At 38.7% G+C, this 18,070-nt stretch carries 16 protein-coding genes and 1 riboswitch; of the genes, 14 read left to right on the top strand and 2 right to left on the bottom strand.

Annotation, left to right across the window (positions count from 1 at the left end; all coding sequences use genetic code 11):
* Positions 1 to 5 precede the first annotated feature (5 nt).
* From BHU72_RS13300 to BHU72_RS13280, 5 genes are all read left to right on the top strand, one after another.
* Positions 6 to 1,571, top strand: coding sequence for a 2-isopropylmalate synthase (locus tag BHU72_RS13300; RefSeq protein WP_069703121.1), 1,566 nt, complete (start codon positions 6 to 8; stop codon positions 1,569 to 1,571).
* Positions 1,528 to 2,811: a 3-isopropylmalate dehydratase large subunit gene (gene leuC / locus BHU72_RS13295; protein WP_069703120.1), complete on the top strand. Its 1,284-nt coding sequence runs from the start codon at positions 1,528 to 1,530 to the stop codon at positions 2,809 to 2,811. The genes BHU72_RS13300 and leuC overlap by 44 nt, the downstream gene beginning before the upstream one ends.
* Positions 2,811 to 3,305 (top strand): 3-isopropylmalate dehydratase small subunit, encoded by a 495-nt coding sequence (leuD, locus tag BHU72_RS13290; RefSeq protein ID WP_069703119.1) that lies wholly within the window; start codon positions 2,811 to 2,813, stop codon positions 3,303 to 3,305. Before leuC ends, leuD begins: the two co-directional genes overlap by 1 nt.
* Entirely contained in the window at positions 3,305 to 4,384 is a 1,080-nt protein-coding gene (gene leuB / locus BHU72_RS13285) for a 3-isopropylmalate dehydrogenase (RefSeq protein WP_069703118.1), read from the top strand. The genes leuD and leuB overlap by 1 nt, the downstream gene beginning before the upstream one ends.
* A gap of 139 nt (positions 4,385 to 4,523) precedes the next feature.
* Entirely contained in the window at positions 4,524 to 5,366 is an 843-nt protein-coding gene (locus BHU72_RS13280; protein WP_069703117.1) for a metallophosphoesterase, read from the top strand.
* A 215-nt stretch (positions 5,367 to 5,581) separates the two neighbouring features.
* Here the strand turns inward: BHU72_RS13280 and BHU72_RS13275 are convergent, their stop codons facing one another.
* Positions 5,582 to 6,715, bottom strand: coding sequence for a LysR substrate-binding domain-containing protein (locus tag BHU72_RS13275; RefSeq protein WP_069703116.1), 1,134 nt, complete (start codon positions 6,713 to 6,715; stop codon positions 5,582 to 5,584).
* A gap of 384 nt (positions 6,716 to 7,099) precedes the next feature.
* Here BHU72_RS13275 and BHU72_RS13270 point away from each other — a divergent pair, with 384 nt between their 5' ends.
* From BHU72_RS13270 to BHU72_RS13255, 4 genes are read left to right on the top strand one after another with little or no spacing between them, the layout of a single operon-like run.
* Positions 7,100 to 9,304 carry a molybdopterin-dependent oxidoreductase gene (locus BHU72_RS13270; RefSeq protein ID WP_069703115.1) on the top strand — a complete coding sequence of 735 codons (2,205 nt, stop codon included), beginning with the start codon at positions 7,100 to 7,102 and terminating at the stop codon, positions 9,302 to 9,304.
* Between the two features lie 23 nt (positions 9,305 to 9,327).
* Positions 9,328 to 9,873 carry a 4Fe-4S dicluster domain-containing protein gene (locus BHU72_RS13265; protein ID WP_141709326.1) on the top strand — a complete coding sequence of 182 codons (546 nt, stop codon included), beginning with the start codon at positions 9,328 to 9,330 and terminating at the stop codon, positions 9,871 to 9,873.
* A 14-nt stretch (positions 9,874 to 9,887) separates the two neighbouring features.
* Entirely contained in the window at positions 9,888 to 11,084 is a 1,197-nt protein-coding gene (gene nrfD, locus BHU72_RS13260; RefSeq protein WP_069703113.1) for an NrfD/PsrC family molybdoenzyme membrane anchor subunit, read from the top strand.
* On the top strand, positions 11,077 to 11,709 hold the full coding sequence (locus tag BHU72_RS13255; protein ID WP_069703112.1) for a TorD/DmsD family molecular chaperone: 633 nt from the start codon (positions 11,077 to 11,079) through the stop codon (positions 11,707 to 11,709). The genes nrfD and BHU72_RS13255 overlap by 8 nt, the downstream gene beginning before the upstream one ends.
* A gap of 92 nt (positions 11,710 to 11,801) precedes the next feature.
* Here the strand turns inward: BHU72_RS13255 and cobT are convergent, their stop codons facing one another.
* The gene (gene cobT / locus BHU72_RS13250) at positions 11,802 to 12,854 is read right to left on the bottom strand and encodes a nicotinate-nucleotide--dimethylbenzimidazole phosphoribosyltransferase (protein ID WP_069703111.1); all 1,053 of its coding nucleotides are present in this window, start codon (positions 12,852 to 12,854) and stop codon (positions 11,802 to 11,804) included.
* A 65-nt stretch (positions 12,855 to 12,919) separates the two neighbouring features.
* A riboswitch (cobalamin riboswitch) is annotated at positions 12,920 to 13,103 on the bottom strand.
* Positions 13,104 to 13,425: 322 nt separating this feature from the next.
* On the opposite strand from cobT, the gene BHU72_RS13245 reads away from it, so the two are divergent.
* From BHU72_RS13245 to BHU72_RS13225, 5 genes are all read left to right on the top strand, one after another.
* Positions 13,426 to 14,022 (top strand): LysM peptidoglycan-binding domain-containing protein, encoded by a 597-nt coding sequence (locus BHU72_RS13245; RefSeq protein WP_069703110.1) that lies wholly within the window; start codon positions 13,426 to 13,428, stop codon positions 14,020 to 14,022.
* Positions 14,023 to 14,275: 253 nt separating this feature from the next.
* The gene (locus BHU72_RS13240) at positions 14,276 to 15,181 is read left to right on the top strand and encodes a nitrilase-related carbon-nitrogen hydrolase (RefSeq protein ID WP_069703109.1); all 906 of its coding nucleotides are present in this window, start codon (positions 14,276 to 14,278) and stop codon (positions 15,179 to 15,181) included.
* Entirely contained in the window at positions 15,171 to 16,007 is an 837-nt protein-coding gene (locus tag BHU72_RS13235) for an NAD+ synthase (RefSeq protein ID WP_069703108.1), read from the top strand. Before BHU72_RS13240 ends, BHU72_RS13235 begins: the two co-directional genes overlap by 11 nt.
* Positions 16,008 to 16,081: 74 nt before the next feature.
* Positions 16,082 to 16,837 carry a YebC/PmpR family DNA-binding transcriptional regulator gene (locus BHU72_RS13230; protein ID WP_069703107.1) on the top strand — a complete coding sequence of 252 codons (756 nt, stop codon included), beginning with the start codon at positions 16,082 to 16,084 and terminating at the stop codon, positions 16,835 to 16,837.
* A 60-nt stretch (positions 16,838 to 16,897) separates the two neighbouring features.
* Positions 16,898 to 17,491 (top strand): BofC C-terminal domain-containing protein, encoded by a 594-nt coding sequence (locus BHU72_RS13225; protein WP_069703106.1) that lies wholly within the window; start codon positions 16,898 to 16,900, stop codon positions 17,489 to 17,491.
* Positions 17,492 to 18,070 lie beyond the last annotated feature (579 nt).

The following is an 18,070-nucleotide window of genomic DNA, read 5'->3' as shown; positions in this document are numbered from 1 at the left end:
AAAGCATGCGTGAAATTCAAATTTTTGATACGACTCTAAGAGATGGCGAGCAATCCCCTGGGGTCAATCTGAACACGAATGAAAAACTAGAGATTGCTAGTCAGTTAGAAAGACTTGGGGTTCATGTAATGGAGGCAGGCTTTCCAGCTGCCTCTGTCGGTGATTTTGAGGCTGTAAAAGCGATTGCAAATGCAGTGAAGAACACGACAGTAGCAGCATTATCACGCTCTGTAACGAAGGATATTGATCGCGCCTGGGAAGCCGTGAAATACGCGGTTAACCCTCGAATTCACGTCTTTATCGCGACTTCAAGCATTCATATGCAGCATAAACTTCAGAAATCGCCAGAGCAAGTTCTTGAAATTGCTAAGGAAATGGTCCGTTACACGAAGAAGTATGTATCGGATGTACAGTGGTCTGCTGAGGATGCAGGTAGAAGTGATATAGAATACTTAAAGCGCATCATTGAAGCAGTTATCAATGAAGGTGCTACTGTAATCAACGTTCCAGATACGGTAGGATATTTAATGCCTGAGGAGTACGGAGAATTGATTCGTCGTTTAAAAACAGAGATTCCTAATAGCCATAAGGCGCGTTTCAGCGGTCATTGTCATAACGATTTAGGATTAGCAGTAGCTAACTCCTTGGCAGGAATTCGAAATGGTCTTGATCAAGTGGAGGGAACGATAAACGGTATTGGGGAACGTGCAGGGAATGCCGCTATTGAGGAAATTGCAATGGCTCTTCATACACGTAAAGAGTTATACCAAGCAAAAACAACCCTTGATTTATCACAAATCTCTCGTACATCACAGTTAGTTAGCAGATTAACAGGTATGATGGTGCCTAGAAATAAAGCAGTAGTAGGTGCAAATGCATTTGCACATGAATCTGGCATTCACCAGGATGGAATGTTAAAGGATAAATCTACTTATGAAATCATGACTCCAGAAACGATAGGACTAAAGAAAAGTAGTTTAGTTCTTGGTAAACATTCTGGACGCCATGCATTCCGTGATAAGTTACAGGATTTAGGCTTTGTACTTAGTGAAGATTTAATCAATAAGGCATTTGAGCAATTTAAGGAATTAGCAGATAAGAAGAAAGAGGTAACAGATGCTGATATATCTGCGATTGTCGAAGAAGAGGCTATCACTTCGCCGCAAGAGAAATATCATCTTGATTACTTCCAGATTTCAAGTGGCAATTCCACAATACCAACGGCAACAGTTCGTTTAAGAACAGAAGCAGGAGTTACACAAGAAGAAGCTGCTTGTGGAGATGGACCTATCAATGCGATTTACAATACCATTGATCGATTGTCAGGAGAACCGCTTGCATTAACCGATTATCGCATACGCTCTGTTTCTGGTGGAACAGATGCATTGGGAGAAGTATTTGTCCGGGTACAACAAGGGGAAATCAGTGTAAATGGTCGTGGTATGAGTACAGACATCCTAGAAGCAAGTGTAAAAGCATATATCAATGCATTAAATCGCATGATAGTAAAGAAAGGGGAAATGGATAATGGGAATGACTCTAGTAGAGAAGATTCTAGCTGCACACTGTGATCGTGAGCAGGTTAAGGCTGGAGAACTAATCAACGTAAAGTTAGATGGAACATTAGCAAATGATATCACAGCGCCAGTGGCGATTCGTGAGTTTAATAAATTAGGGGTAGCTACAGTATTTGACAAAAACAAGGTGTTTTTAGTACCTGACCACTTTGCTCCTAACAAAGATATTATGTCAGCAGAACAAACAAAGATCATGAGAGAATTTGCTTACAAGCATGAAATCGTCAACTATTTTGAAATTGGCGAAATGGGTGTAGAACACTGCCTGTTACCTGAAAAAGGGTTAGTATTACCTGGCGATGTGGTAATCGGTGCTGATTCACACACATGTACTTATGGAGCTCTTGGCGCATTTGCAACAGGTGTTGGTAGTACAGACCTAGCTTGTGGAATGGCGACAGGAGAAGCTTGGTTAAAGGTACCTGAAACAATTAAATTTGTCTTCACAGGTACGCTACAACCATACGTAACTGGAAAAGACTTAATCCTTCACACTATTGGTCATATCGGTGTAGATGGTGCAAGATACTGCTCGATGGAATTTACTGGACCAGTTATTTCACAGTTAACGATGGACCAACGTTTTACAATGGCGAATATGGCAATTGAAGCTGGTGCAAAATGTGGATTATTTGAGCCAGATGAGACAACATTAGCCTATGTGAAAGATCGTGCAAAGCGCGAATATACAGTATATAAAGCAGATGCAGACGCGGTATATTCTCGTGTTATCGAATTTGATGTAACAACTATCGAGCCAACAGTGGCATTCCCACACTTACCAGAGAACACGCATCCAGTAAGTGCTGGAAAAGACATCGTGATTGATCAAGTGGTCATTGGGTCATGCACAAATGGTCGTTTAGAAGATTTGCGCGTAGCAGCTCGCTTACTAGAAGGTAACAAAGTAAACCGCAGAGTGCGTACAATTGTAATTCCTGGTACACAACAAATCTATCTTGATGCTATGAAAGAAGGATTAGTAGAAATCTTCATAAATGCTGGAGCAATTGTAAGTACTCCTACATGCGGACCATGCTTAGGTGGACATATGGGTATATTAGCGAAAGGTGAGCGTGCACTATCTACAACAAATCGTAACTTTGTAGGTCGTATGGGTCACCCAGAGTCAGAAGTATACCTAGCAAGTCCTGCTGTTGCTGCGGCGACTGCAATCCGAGGAACGATTACCGATCCTAAGGAAATTAAGCCATTTGAGGAGGTAATGAAATAATGAAGCTTTCAGGAAAAACATGGAAATTCGGAAATGATGTGGATACGGATTTAATTATCCCAGCTCGTTATTTAAACACCTCTGACCCTAAAGAGCTTGCTAAGCATTGTATGGAGGATGCGGACGCAACATTTGCGGGAAAAGTATCTCCTGGAGATATTATGATTGCCGGTAAGAACTTCGGTTGTGGTAGTTCTCGTGAGCATGCTCCAATTGCTATTAAAGAAGTTGGCGTTACAGTTGTTATTGCGGACTCTTTTGCACGCATCTTCTATCGCAATTCTATCAATATTGGATTACCAATCCTTGAATCTCCAGAAGCGGCAAAGGAAATTCAAGAAGGTGATGTTGTTGAAGTAGACCTAGATAAGGGAATCATCTTTAATCAAACACAAAATAAAACCTATGAAGTAGCTCCATTCCCACCATTTATCCAAGAAATCATCAACGCTGGTGGTCTTGTGAATTATGTGAAAAAGAAGGTGGCTCAATAGTGACGAAGAAAATTGCTGTTCTTCCTGGTGATGGAATCGGTCCAGATATTATTGCAGAAGCAGTGAAAGTATTAAAAAAAGTAGAACAAAAATTTGGTACATCGTATCAATTTGATGAGTATCCAGTCGGTGGATGTGCAATTGATCAAACTGGTGAGCCACTTCCTGCTGATACACTGAACGCTTGCCTGGCAAGCGATGCAGTTCTATTAGGTGCCGTTGGTGGATTTAAATGGGATAACTTGCCTGGTAATAAGCGTCCTGAAGCAGCATTACTTGGACTTCGTAAGGAGTTAGGTCTATACGCGAACCTTCGACCTGCGATTGTATATCCAAGTTTAGTAGGCGCTTCTACATTAAAAGAGGAAGTTGTTTCTGGTGTGGATTTATTAGTTGTTCGTGAACTTACTGGTGGTATTTACTTCGGTGAGCATAAGCGTACGACAACAGAAGATGGAACAGAGAAAGCAATTGACGTGTTAGAGTATACGCGTCCTGAAATCGAGAGAATCGTGCGTCTTGCGTTTGAGCTTGCTATGAAACGTAGGAAGAAGGTTACGTCTGTTGATAAGGCGAACATCATTGAAACTTCAAGACTATGGAGAGAAGTGGTTGCGGAAGTACGCAAAGATTTCCCTGAAGTTGAAGTCGATCAGCAGTACGTTGATAACTGCGCAATGCAATTAGTTAGAAATCCTAAGCAATTCGACGTAATCGTAACGGAGAATATGTTTGGTGATATTCTAAGTGATGAGGCTGCTATGTTAACTGGCTCTATTGGAATGTTAGCATCTGCGAGCATTGGAGCAGGGAATAATGCTATGTATGAGCCAATTCATGGTTCTGCCCCTGACATTGCTGGTATGAATATTGCCAATCCAATTGCGACAATATTATCAGCTGCTATGATGCTGCGTTTCTCTTTCAATCAAGTAAAAGAAGCAGATGCAATTGAAACGGCAGTTGCGGCAGTTCTTGAAAAGGGCTTACGCACTGGTGATTTAGCTGTCAAAGGTCAGCCAACTCTTTCTACTACAGAAATGGGCGCAGCCATTATAGAAGAATTAGACCGCATGTAATAAGAAAATTAAGCAAATAATATATAAAGACAAACTTCTCGCTAAATGTGAGAAGTTTGTTTCATTTTTGGTAAAGTGTATATTTTATACTGAAGATTCGTTTATAATACATATATATTGAAATTGAAGGGGTTTGAGCATGCGGAAGACTGTCCTGTTACTAAGAATGATACTTTTAATGATGTTTTTAGTTTTTCTATCGATTAATAATAACTACGTGTCTTTAAATGAAGTAGAGATTCGGAGTACGCAATCGAACCTAGAAATTCCCGTTAAAGTTCTACACATATCAGATTTACATGGAAAACTATTTAGTACTAAGCAAAGAAAATTAACACTTATGATGGATCGTTTAGATTATGATGTCGTTGTAATGACAGGTGATATGATTGATAAAAAAACTGATGATTTTATGCCTGTAGAATTTTTATTGCAATATTTCCAAGAGCGGGGCAAGCCGACCTTTTTTATAACAGGAAATCATGAAGGAGCCAACCCTTTATATCCCGAATTTCAAAATCTTATAGAAGAATACGGGGTTACAACTTTAGATAACCAAAAATATACATTGAATTTGGAGAATGGACAATCCGTTTCTTTTGTGGGTCTAAGTGATCCAAATATTGTTTCATTTCAAGAGTCTCAACCTATAGTTGATGAACTATTATCCGAAGCAGGTGAGCAAACAGATACAACGATTTTATTGTCTCACAGACCAACGTTTATGCCCCACTTCACTGGCAAGACTGATGTTATTCTAAGTGGGCATTCGCATGGAGGACAGATTCGACTTCCGTTTATTGGTGGACTTATCTCCCCAGGAGAAGGATGGTTTCCGAAATATGACTATGGAGTCTTTGAGGAAACATTTGTAGAGAATAATCGCCAAACCGTTATGTATGTCACGAAAGGTATGGGAAATAGTATAATACCGATTCGATTGTTCAATTCTCCAGAGGTAGCATTTTTAACGATTTACTAATATTACTAGTCAGTTCGGAGGATATAATTTTTTGTTGTTAGTTATTTAAAGCAAAACTTTATAGCAGGTCAATGTTTGGTTAAAATTCGGAAAATATATGTAAAAAAGGAATGATTGCGAACTTATCTTGCAATTATTCCTTTTTTATTGAGAAATATAAAAATTTGATTAATGGTGTATTGCAAGTTATGGATAGGACAAGAGAGTAATTAACGTTATCGGAACTGTGTAATTAAGATTGGTCGGTTTTCGCCGTGCTTTAAATATACTTCACAATTATGACAGCGACCAGTATCTAAGCCGGAGGGGCCTTTGCAAGGTGTACCTTTTACAGTCCAACATGGGAAACATTGGTTCTTATACACTTCACACTCGCTACCACCATATTTTATGCTACAATTTGTAAGCTCCCAGCAAGGAATCTTTGTTTGAATATCTTTTATCAAGTCATGATTTTGATTCAAAGAGAAAAACTGAATGAAACGGGTGCCGATGATAGGAATATGGGACTCTTTTAAAGTGGCAGCCCAATAGGGTATGAATAACTGCATTTGTGGCATCGGAAATTCTTCCAATATACCAAAACGTATTTCATTCTGTACGGTAATCCTAGGTAAGAATGAAAACGCGCCAATCGCATTAATAGCGATTTTTAAAGAATGAATATTTGATAAATTCGATTTCACATTACTACATGTATGCAAATCTATTGTATGTTGTTCCAAACCTTCAAGCAAAGTTTTGGATATACCAAAACTCTTTTCTAACATTAATAACTGACCTTTCTTAAAATCCAAATTCGATAATGCAGTTGCATCTAATACCGGATCATTTTTACTAGCGACTAGAACTAATTCGTCAAACGCTAACAAATGAAGATCGACCGTATCGTCTTGCACAGGCCCCTCGATAAATGCGATATCAATCTTTTTTTCTTTTAAAGCAGTTAGTACTTCATGATCATCCATAACCTTCAACTCTACTGTAATATGCGGATACTTTTTCTCAAAATCAAGAATATCTAAAGGTAGGTAATAAGTGCCTAGGATATGGGTCGAGCCAATCGTAATTTTTTTCACATCGGAAGACGAGATAATAGCATCAATTTGTTGCTCCATTTTTTTATGAAGATCAAAAACATCCACTGAGAAATTATAAACGATTTGTCCAATTTCTGTTAATGAAACTCCATGAGTGTGTCGGTCGAAGAGTGGAATACCGATAGTTTTTTCTAGGGAATTAATTTGACTGCTAACACCTGGCTGCGTGAGATGTAGTTTTTTTCCCGCTTTTGAGAAGCTCTGTAAATCTGCAGCTTCTTTAAAGATTTTTAATTGATCGAATCGCATGTTTCACCCCTGGAATCATATTTTCGATGATAAGATTTTAACTTTATCGCGAAAATGTGAAGGTATTATGTTTTATTATATGACGTAAAAGTATTTAATACAACTATCCTCCGGACTATAATTGCATCGAAAAGTAATCAGAAATAACTAGTTTGATATTTAAATATCTCATGATATAAAGGAACGTTATGGCCATAAAAATTACTGCTATTATGCAACGAAAGTAAAGTTATATATAATCGCCTTAGAATTATGAATACATTATGAAGTGAAAGATTTATAAATGTGCAAACATCACAATTGCAAGGATGGGGGGATGATTGGAATTATAGATTGTGAATTCATGTAGTGGATTTTTTGTATAAAAGGAAAGGGGAGAAAACAATGTTTGATAATCGTGTGTCAAGAAGAACGTTTTTAAAAGCAACGGTTGCTACAGGAGCATCAGTCACAGTTGGCACTACTGGCCTTTTATCTTATGAGCAATGGTTAGAAGCATCTGAAAATGCAGTTGTATATACAAAGAATACCTTGTGTAATGGATGTACCAATCGCTGTGGGATGATTGTATCAGTGAAAAATGGTCGTGTGTGGAGAGCGAAAGGAAATCCTGATTGCTCGAACGGCTTAGGAACGTTATGTGGTCGTGGGCAAGCAATGCTAGACCAGCCTTATGCTACATCCGGATATCGCGTCACGCAACCAATGAAAAAGGTTGGAGACAATGAATTCGAACCAATCTCCTGGGAACAAGCATTTAGTGAAATTGGAGCTAAATTTAAAGATATCATTCAAAAGCATGGATCAGAAACACTGTTTATCGGTCAAAATCCTAAAGCTTTTGGAACATTTTATTTGACAAGATTAGCCGATGCACTACAAATCCCTACTCGTGTAACTCACAACCCATCATGTAATACCGCTAGAAATAGTGCCATGCCTTTAGTGTATGGTGCGGTTCATAGTTCAGATATTAATAATGCCAAATACATCGTTTACGTTGGTCGTTCACCAGCTGATGGAATGAGACCGAATCAAGCAAGAAGTCTACGTATTGCAAGAGATAATGGGGCGCAGATTGTTATCTTAGATCCGCGCTATAGTAATTCTTGTGCTTTCGGTTCAAAATGGGTTAACATTCGTCCGGGTACAGATTTGGCTTTCTTATTAGCAGTAATGCACGTCTTAATAAAAGATGATCTATATGATAAAAAGTTTGTTGAAGAATATACTATCGGCTTTGCTGAGTTAGCGGAGGAGATGAAGAAATATACACCGGAATGGGCAGCAGAGATTACTGATGTACCAGCCGATACTATCATCGAGGTTGCTAATGGGTTAGGTGCGAATAAGCCAGCTTCATTAATTGAGGAAGCTTGGAAAGGTTCTGTAGGGTGTAGCTATGAAAACAGCTCGGAATTAGGTAGAGCAATGGCTTGCATCAATGGCTTACTAGGTAACATCGGTAAAAAAGGTGGGATACGTTTTTCAAGTGATCCCGAATTCGGGAAAGTTGATGGACCATCACCAAAAGCACCAAAAGGACTACGCCGCTTAGATGAAGTTGGTGCTGGGGATACATTCCCATTTACTGTAGCAAGCCAAGGTGTAACACATTTAGTTGTGAAAAAAGCAATTGACGGCATTACTAAGGGTGGAATAGTACGCCAAAATAACATTGCTCGAAACTTTGCTGGACGCGACGTCATGGTAAAAGGTCTTAAGAGTATGGAATGTTTAGTGGTAATCGATATATTTATGACCGAAACAGCAGAATGTGCAGATTATATCCTTCCAGAACCAACGTTTTTAGAAAGACGAGAAATTGTTGAAAACAAAGGCATGAGAGTTTGCATAACAGATCAGGTCATCGATAAAATCTACCCTGATACCAAGCCGCTTGATGAAATCGTAGCAGGTATTGCTAAAGCAGCAGGAGTTAGTGAGTTCTTTAATTTTACACTTGATCAATTAAATGAAGCAAGATTAAAGCCACTTGGTATTGCGTATAAGGATTTATTAGAAAAAGGGTACATTACGTATAAGCAACCACAGAAAGAACCTGTGGAAGGTGAAGTGGAAAAGTTTGTAAAAACTCCTAGTGGGTTAGTAGAATTTTTCTCTGAGAAATGCTTAAAAGAAAATTACCCACCTGTAGTGAGATGGGTGCCACCATTAGTATCACCAGACCCTTCGAACCTTAATGAGTTCCGTTTAATTTGGGGTAAGTATGCCACGCATACACATACTGCTACGATAACTTTACCAAGCCTAGCATATGTCTCTAAGATATCAAATGCCGATTGGATTTGGATGAGTAGTAAGCGTGCAAAAACTCTAGGAATTAAACATGGGGACCTTGTAATCGTTGAAAACGAGCAACATACTGCTAAGCTTAATGTGAAAGTGACTGAGAGATTACATCCAGATTGCATCTTTATGCCAGGACACTTTGGTCAATTTGCAACTCGCTTACCTGAAGAATTACGCATGGCGGCAAATCCAAATGACTTTACACCATTCATGATGGAGAAGTTCTCTGGAACAATGAATGCACATGAAACCTTAGTAAGAGTGAGAAAAGCTTAATAGGCGAAAGGGAGGTTATGAAAGTGACACGATATGGAATGTTAATAGATAATAGTAGTTGCGTGGGCTGCCACGCGTGCCAAATTGCTTGTCAAAATCAATGGCAACTTCCTTATAATGAACATTTTATTGATGTTCATACTTTTGAAAAAGGAACGTACCCGAATGTCAATATAGAAAATTTCACAACACAATGTAACCATTGTGACGACCCACCATGTATGAGAATTTGTCCGACGTATGCTACTTATAAAAGACAAGATGGCTTAGTATTAGTAGAGGAAAAGAAGTGCATCGGATGCAAAGGCTGTATTGTAGCTTGCCCGTATAATGCTCGAATTTGGAGTGAGAAGTACCATGTGCCAGAAAAGTGCAAGTTCTGCGCCGACTTTATTGCTACTGGGGAAACACCAGCTTGTGTAAACACTTGTGTTACGAAAGCTAGAATGTTTGGAGATCTCGATGACCCAAACAGTGAGATTAGCAAAGAAATTATTAAAAAGCGCGCAGTGCCACTAAAAGCCGAGCTTGGTACGAAACCACGAATTTATTACATTCGTCAAATATAAAGGGGGCGATTTAAATGGCTATGAAAGAAACAATGTTGTACCACGAAGTGAATTTACCTAGTGATTTCACAAAAAATATGAATCTACCGTTTATGGGAATCATAGGCGTACTCGTTGCGCTATTCGGTTATGGTGCAGTGATGTCACTGATATATTCTCATCAAGCTTGGGGAACATCGAATGAGGTTGCCTGGGGTGTCTTAATCTCAGCTTATGTATACTTTGCCGTAGGATGTACAGGATTATGTTTATTATCTTCTTTGGGTCATGTGTTTCATATTAAAGCATTTGAATCAATGGGGATACGACCTGTAATTTTAGCAGTTGTATCTATGATTACTGCCTTTATTATTATCGCAGTAGAATTACATTACCCAATTCGCTTAGTGATCTATGCGATATTGTCACCGAACTTTAGTTCAGCATTTATATGGATGGGATATTTATACGGAATCTATCTAATGTTTCTGATTGCGGAAACATTACTATACGCATTAAATTTACACAGACTATCTCGGTTTTGTGCAATCTTTGCAATCCTAACGGGTGTTGCAGCAACAAGTAACTTAGGGGCGGTATTTGGTACATTAGCTGCAAGACCGTTCTGGACAGCACCTTTCTTACCGGGAATGTTTATTATCAATGCTCTTGTCTCTGGAGCGGCTGCACTGATTATCCTATTCTACTTTGTGGAAAGAGATAAAAGCCGTAAGAATACTAATGAGTTAGTTGATATTTTTGGCAAATTGCTCGGGTTATTTATTGCAATTACTTTGTTCTTCACGATATGGAATGTACTAAGTGGTTATATTGGAAACGTTCCTGAACGATATGAGGCTACGATGGCAATGATTAACGGGCCATTAGCGATTTCGTTCTGGGTTTTCGAAATTGGTTTAGGTCTACTGGTACCGTTCTTGATTGTACTATTTTTTGCAAAAACGCAAAAAAACCTACTATTTGCTGCAGGTCTGGCTTTAGTAGGTCTGATGTTTGCTAGACACAATCTTGTAACAGCGGGTCAAATTATCTCTTTAGGGCCAGAAACCTCAGCAACTACAAGTTATTTAGTATATAATCCTACATTTGTTGAGTATAGTGTTGTTATAGGGGCATTCGGCGTAATTGTGGTGGCGTATATGCTAGGCGAAAGAGCATTTGTATTTGTACAAAATAAGTATGGTAATATCGGTGAGCGTCAACATGGATAAAAAAATGCGCAGTAACGCATATAGCTTGTTGTCTGAATTAATCAAGCCACCGACGAAGCGTTTTTTTCAAGATTTGACGCATGGAGCTTTAGAAGTTGAGATGGAGATATTATCGAAAGGCATCGGATATACTTTTGAAAAAAATAGTCTCAGCGAACAGCAGTTTTTAAACTTTGACGACTATCATGCTCAATATACAAAGGTATTTAACAATGTTGCCTCTGAGCAGATATCCTGTGCGCCGATTGAATCGCTATATAAGCCTTGGACTCAGGATCCTACAGCAGGTGTTTCTTGGGCTAAAGAAAAAGGATTTCTGTATGGTGACCCGGCACTCCATATTGAAAGCATATATAATGCACTGAAACTAACAATCCCTACAGGTTACGAAAAGAAACCAGATCATTTGGGGCTGATGTTAGAGCTAGCCGCAATTTTAGTAGATGTAACGGATGAAGAATATCAGCTGCAATTCATGAAAGATCATTTTGATTGGCTAGAAGAGTATATAAAAGTACTTGAATCTAAGTCTAAACATACCTTCTTTATTAATTGCATAGAAATCATCCAGAAATTTATTACTTGGGATATGAATCGTATGGAAAGAAATTTAAAAGTAAGTTAGATTTCAAAACAGAGATGAATTTTGGGAAGGGGCACATGGTGGTGCCCCTTTTGTATTGTGTTATGGACTTGTATATGCCGAGTTGTGCTTTTCTAAAGATTCTTATTGCTGACACCAGCATCAGCGAAGGTCGCCATTTCATGTAATATTTGCAAAGAGGACTCAATTACATGAATCGCAAGGGCGGCACCTGTACCTTCACCAAGTCGCATATTCATATGCAAGAACGGGTGTAGAGTGAGCTTCTGATATATAACTCGATGTCCAGGCTCCACAGAAGAATGGGAAGGAATCATATAGGATACAGATAGTGGAGAAAGAGACTGTGCAATCAATGCAGCTGCTCCAGAGATAAATCCATCTAAGATGACTGGACGTCGATTCGCTGCACATGCTAGAATAACTCCGACCATGCCTGCAATCTCCAAACCGCCGATCTTTGATAATACGTCTAACCCGTCGTTTGCGTTAGGCTTGTGTTTTTCAAGGGAAGTTTTGATAATCGACCTTTTGATTTGCAAAGAGTCCGTACTAATTCCAGTTCCACAGCCTACGGTATCCTCTAATGGCGCATTGGTTAGCGCCGTTACAATCGCTGAACTAGATGTAGTATTGCCAATCCCCATTTCGCCGATAATAAAGAGATCAACCCCGCGATTGATTGCTTCGGTCGTCAGAAGAATTCCAGTTTCTATCGCAAGAATTGCTTGCTCTCTTGTCATAGCAGGTTCCTTTGAAAAATTCTTTGTACCATGTGCGACTTTACACTGAACCAAGCCCTCAATTATTAAGTCTCCATTGACTCCAATATCAACCACTGTTACCGGTGTTTGAGCTTTCCTAGCTAGTACATTGATTGCTGCGCCTCCGTTTATGAAGTTTAATACCATTTGTTTCGTTACCTCTTGCGGAAAGGCGCTAACACCTTCTTCTGTAATTCCATGATCAGCTGCAAATACAAAGGCCTGCTTCTGCTTAATGATAGGCTTAGAGTTCATAGTGATTCCGGAAATCTGAATGGCAAGGTCTTCTAATACGCCTAAACTTCCTATCGGTTTCGTAAGGCTATCGAGATGAGTTTTGCACAAGTCCATCGAATGTTTATCCAATGGTTTTATTGATTCTAATACATTTTCTAAATTCATTTTTCTCCTCCTCATAAATAAAAAAGTCTATAGCAAATAAGCTATAGACTTTTCCATCGTCTAATCATTATGTATCCTGATAGGCAGGTCTCCTGGCTTCTTTTCATAGATACCCTAACCCTTCCCGCTTAAATCGCAGTGGTTATGCTAGGAATCTCCAAGTTACAGTGGCGGGACCGCTAATGATTTGCACATTATTCCCTATTCTCCTATATATTTGATATAGGCACCTATCGAGGTTTTGTTTGATAAAATTATACCATTTTGGCTGTTGCATTTTCAATTATATATTGTTATCGTTGAATTTATAGAGAAAAGTAAGGAGAGAGTGGATGAATCAACGGTTTCTCTTGATAATTATTATGATGGTAATGTTCATGACTCTTGTAAGTTGTTCTAGTGGGAATCGAGGTATATCTGACGAGCAATTTTTATTACTGTCTTTTGATCCACATTCTACAATGACATATATCTATTAGTTAAATGCCTGTAAAATAGGCGTTTAACAGGTTGCTGTGAAATCTTTCAAGCATATAGTAAATTGACTATATCTTTTAAGGAGGATTTCTCAGTGGATTATAATCGTACTTACGTTGTTAAGCCTGGCGATACAATGTATAAGATTGCAAAGCGTTTTAATGTACCATTAGAAGTGTTGATAGCAGCGAACCCACAAATTAGTAACCCGGATTTAATATATCCTGGACAGATTATTATGATTCCGGCTAGTACTCCAGGACCACTACCTTGTCCGCCAAAACACGATCATCATCACCATCATCCGCATCACCCACACCATGAACATCATCATCCGCAACGTCCTAGACCAATGCCAATACAACCTTGTCCACAACCAGCACCAAATCCGTGTTTGAGACCAAGGGCAACAAGACCATGTCCACAGCCTATGCCGTATCCGATGCAGAATCCAATCCAAAGCCCTATGTACGATGAGGGACCATACCCATGTTTGCCTACGGGAATACCGCGCTCTAAATGTGGATGTGATTATCCTACAGTTGGCCCGAGATATCCATTAGGCCCGAATTGGAGAATGTATCAGGGGCAACCAAGTGGTGGTTGGTATGAGAATTACCCAGTATTCCCAGGTGTTGGTGAATATCCGATGTATCCAGGGAATTATACAATGGATGAAGAGGAAAACTAAATAGATTATAATTATTATATAGGGGACGAATAGTCCCCTTCTTTACATCATTAGAATTTATAAAAATTATGATGATAAGTAGCTTTGCATTAGCAACACATCTATAATAAATTAGTTTTCTATATCAATATAATGTGCTTTAATTATACTGAGCGAATGCTAATTATGTACATACTCGTATAGTATAATATTTGTTGTAACGAAGTAGATGAATGAGATTGATGAGCTTGAACAGATTAGGAGGTTTATACAAATGTTAAGAGGGAAAAAGTTGATTACATGTGCTATTGCGCAAATGAAACCTCTATTGGGTGATGTTCGCAAGAATTTGGACAAGCATTTAGACTACATAGAAAAGGCAAAGCAACAGCAGGCGAATGTCATCGCATTTCCAGAATTAAGCCTGACAGGCTATAATCTTCAAGATCTATCGTATGATGTTGCACTTACTATCAATAGTAGAGAAATTCAACAACTGGTTCAGAAAAGCTCAGATATTGATATCATCTTCAGTTTTGTGGAAGAAGACGAACGTCACTCCTTTTACATTTCATCGATTTATGCATCAATGGGGAAAATTCTACATATTCACCGTAAAGTATATTTGCCGACATACGGCTTATTTGATGAAGCAAGATACTTTGATGCTGGAAATCGCATTCAAGCATTTTCTACTGAAGATGCTAGGATAGGTATGCTAATCTGTGAGGATGCTTGGCATCCATCGACAGCTTATATTTTAAGCACAGATGGTGCACATGTAATATACGTGGTAGCTGCTAGTCCAGGCCGCGGCCCGATTGATGGCCAAATTCAATCAAACCTATGGTGGCAAACGACAATTCGTTCTTATGCTCAACTTCATGGCGTTTATGTCGTGTATGTGAATCGAGTCGGATATGAGGATGGACTTTCTTTTGCAGGTGGATCTTCTGTATATGATTCAGAAGGGAATCTAGTACTACAAGCTCCTAACTTGGATGAGGGGCTGTTTATGGCAAACATTGATTTGCGTAAAATACGCCGCAGCAGAATTGCGAATCCATTGAAGCGAAATGAAAAGCTTGATTTAACTATCAAAGAGCTTCAACGCATCTCTGCAAAAACGAACGAGCAGTTAATTACTCCATCGTTAGGGGGGCAAAGGGATGAAAAGTGATATTTCAACATTGTTAATTGACACGGAGCTAACTACGAAAATCTTAGTTCAATTTATACAAAACGAAGTTCACAAGGTGGGTTTTCGTAAAGTAGTCATGGGTCTATCCGGGGGAATCGATTCCGCTGTTGTCGCATATTTAGCGGCCCAAGCTCTAGGGCCTGAAAATGTACATGTCATCATGATGCCATACAAGACAAGCAATCCTGATAGTCTTGGGGATGCTAAAAAGGTGATAGAAGATTTACAATTGCCTTCTAAAGTTATTGAAATAACACCTATGATTGATGCCTACTTCAATCATTTTAAAGACGAAGGTTATGATATGTTGCGCAAAGGGAATAAAATGGCCAGAGAGAGAATGACGATTCTATACGATCATTCTTCTTTATGGAATGCATTAGTGATAGGGACCAGTAACAAAACCGAATTATTGTTAGGATATGGTACGATTTATGGAGATATGGCATCGGCCTTAAACCCTATTGGTGATATATATAAAAATCAAATGTATCAACTTGCTCGATACCTACAAATACCGAAATCAATCATTGAAAAAGCACCAAGTGCAGACTTGTGGGAAGGGCAGACCGATGAACAAGAACTGGGATTTACTTACGATGAGGTTGATTGCTTTCTATACTATAAATATGATTGCAGATATAGCGATGTGGAGCTCTTAGACTATTTCAATCAAGACTTTATTGCAAAAGTGACCAAGAAAGTTCAGTTGAATCATTATAAAAGAAAAGCACCGATAATCGCGAAGATATCCCATAGATCCGTTGGGCACGACTTTTTATACCCTAGAGACTGGAACTCTTAATGACTCCTGTGATAAAATAGTCGAGTATTATTAGTGATTATATATTTGTAAAATGAATGGATGGTGTAAGAACTATGGCTGGACACTCCAAATGGAAAAACATTGCCCATAGAAAGGGACGTCAAGATGCAGCAAGGGGAAAAATCTTTACCAAACTTTCGAAAGAGATTTTCGTTGCAGCACGTGAAGGTGGTGGCGACCCGAACGCTAACTCGCGTCTTCGACTAGCTATGAACAAAGCGAGAGAACATAACATGCCGAATGATAACATTGAGCGAGTCATTAAGAAGGCAACTGGCGAATTAGAGGGAGTAAACTACGAAGAAATTAACTATGAAGGATATGGTCCTGGCGGTGTTGCTATATATGTAGAAGTACTCACAGATAGTCGAAACCGTGCGGCATCAGATATGCGTCATATTTTTTCTAAATACGGTGGAAACCTAGGTGAATTAGGTTGTGTGAACTGGATGTTTGACAAAAAAGGCGTAATCAACATCATGAAAGAAGAAAATTCGATTCAGGAAGAGGAACTATTGCTTCTTGCCCTAGAGGGCGGAGCGGATGATATGAGATCAGAAGAAGAGTATTATGAGGTCATCACGCAACCAGAAGTATTTGAAGAGGTGAAAGCGACAATAACAGCCGCTGGAGTCAAAGTATCAAATTCAGAGGTAACCATGGTTCCTCAAAATACAATCACTTTAACAGGTGATGAAGCTCAAAAAATGTTAATACTCATTGACAAACTAGAAGATAATGACGATGTGCAAAATGTCTACTCCAATTTTGATATTTCTCAAGAAGACTTGGAGAAGTACCAGGGATAGTATAGATACCCTTCAGTTTTGGCCATACTGTGGTTAAAAAATAAACTGAGGGGTGTTTTTATGTCCAACAACAGGCCATTTATCATTAGCAGCATTATTGTTGTATTATTATTAGTTGCATTATACGCGCAAGAATTATATTTGGAGAAAAAACAACATCGTTTTGTTGTAGATCCGACAGTGACAGAAGATGTTTTATTACAAGAAGCTCTTAGTTATGCTACCTTGTATAAGGTCACGCTTGTCGACAGTTACTTATGTGGTTCGGAAGATATCACATATCGAGAAGTGTATGCACCTTCGTTAGAAGTTTTGCAATTAGGCCTTAAAAGAGAATATAACGATAATTATCAAGTGCAAAAAATTGAAGAAAATGAAATTCGTCTGACAAATGAACATGCAAACATTCATCCTGATATGTTAGGAAATATCTTATTCGGGATTAATGCGAGAAACCAGTTAGTGATTTATCATCAAGATGAAACTCCGAATCATCCAATGAATGAGTTTTTCCCCATAGAAGTGGATTGGATTCCAGAAGAGCAAATCGCGCAGTTGGAAAAAGGTATCGTGATTCACGATTTAGAAGACTATCATAGTGTACTTTCTACTTTCAATGAATATATAATTGAGTATCCTTTTTCCCAGCCTTGATTTATAAGGTTTAAGTAATATTATTAAACTATATAGTAAGCACTTACTAATCTAAGTCCTTAGTAAACTAAGTGATTACTAAGGAAAAGCACTATATAAAGTTTCTTATGTTGTATTATTTTTGTACGCCTTGAAACATGGTAAAAGATACCTGTTGCAATTGTTATTCGATTCGTGGTAAGATACTATTTGTCGCTCCGAAACGAGCACAAACAACACATCGTACAACAGACACAAGCTTCGGCTTGCAACATGGTGAGGCAATCTCGAAAGAATCGCCCTACACAAATTCAAAAAAAGATTTCGAACAGACTCAAAAAAAGAATTTGAAAAAAACATGTTGACACAACAAACTGGCTGTGATATGATATGAAAGTCGCTAAAAACAAGGCGATGACACAAACGAAACAAACAAGCGTGGGTTGAAGCAAAAACAATCCATCAAAAAGTTCCTTGAAAACTGTATAGTGCAATCATAACAACGTCAATTCTCGCATTCGAAAGAATGCAGACTGTGCAGGACAGGAAACCTGCTATGTTGATAGAACAGACAAACTATTCACAAGTCAGTGACTTCTG

It is taken from the genome of Desulfuribacillus stibiiarsenatis (genome assembly GCF_001742305.1).
Classification (GTDB): Bacteria; Bacillota; Bacilli; order Desulfuribacillales; family Desulfuribacillaceae; genus Desulfuribacillus_A; species Desulfuribacillus_A stibiiarsenatis.
The sequence above is the reverse complement of the archived record's forward strand: the minus strand, read 5'-3'. Positions and strand labels throughout refer to the sequence as shown.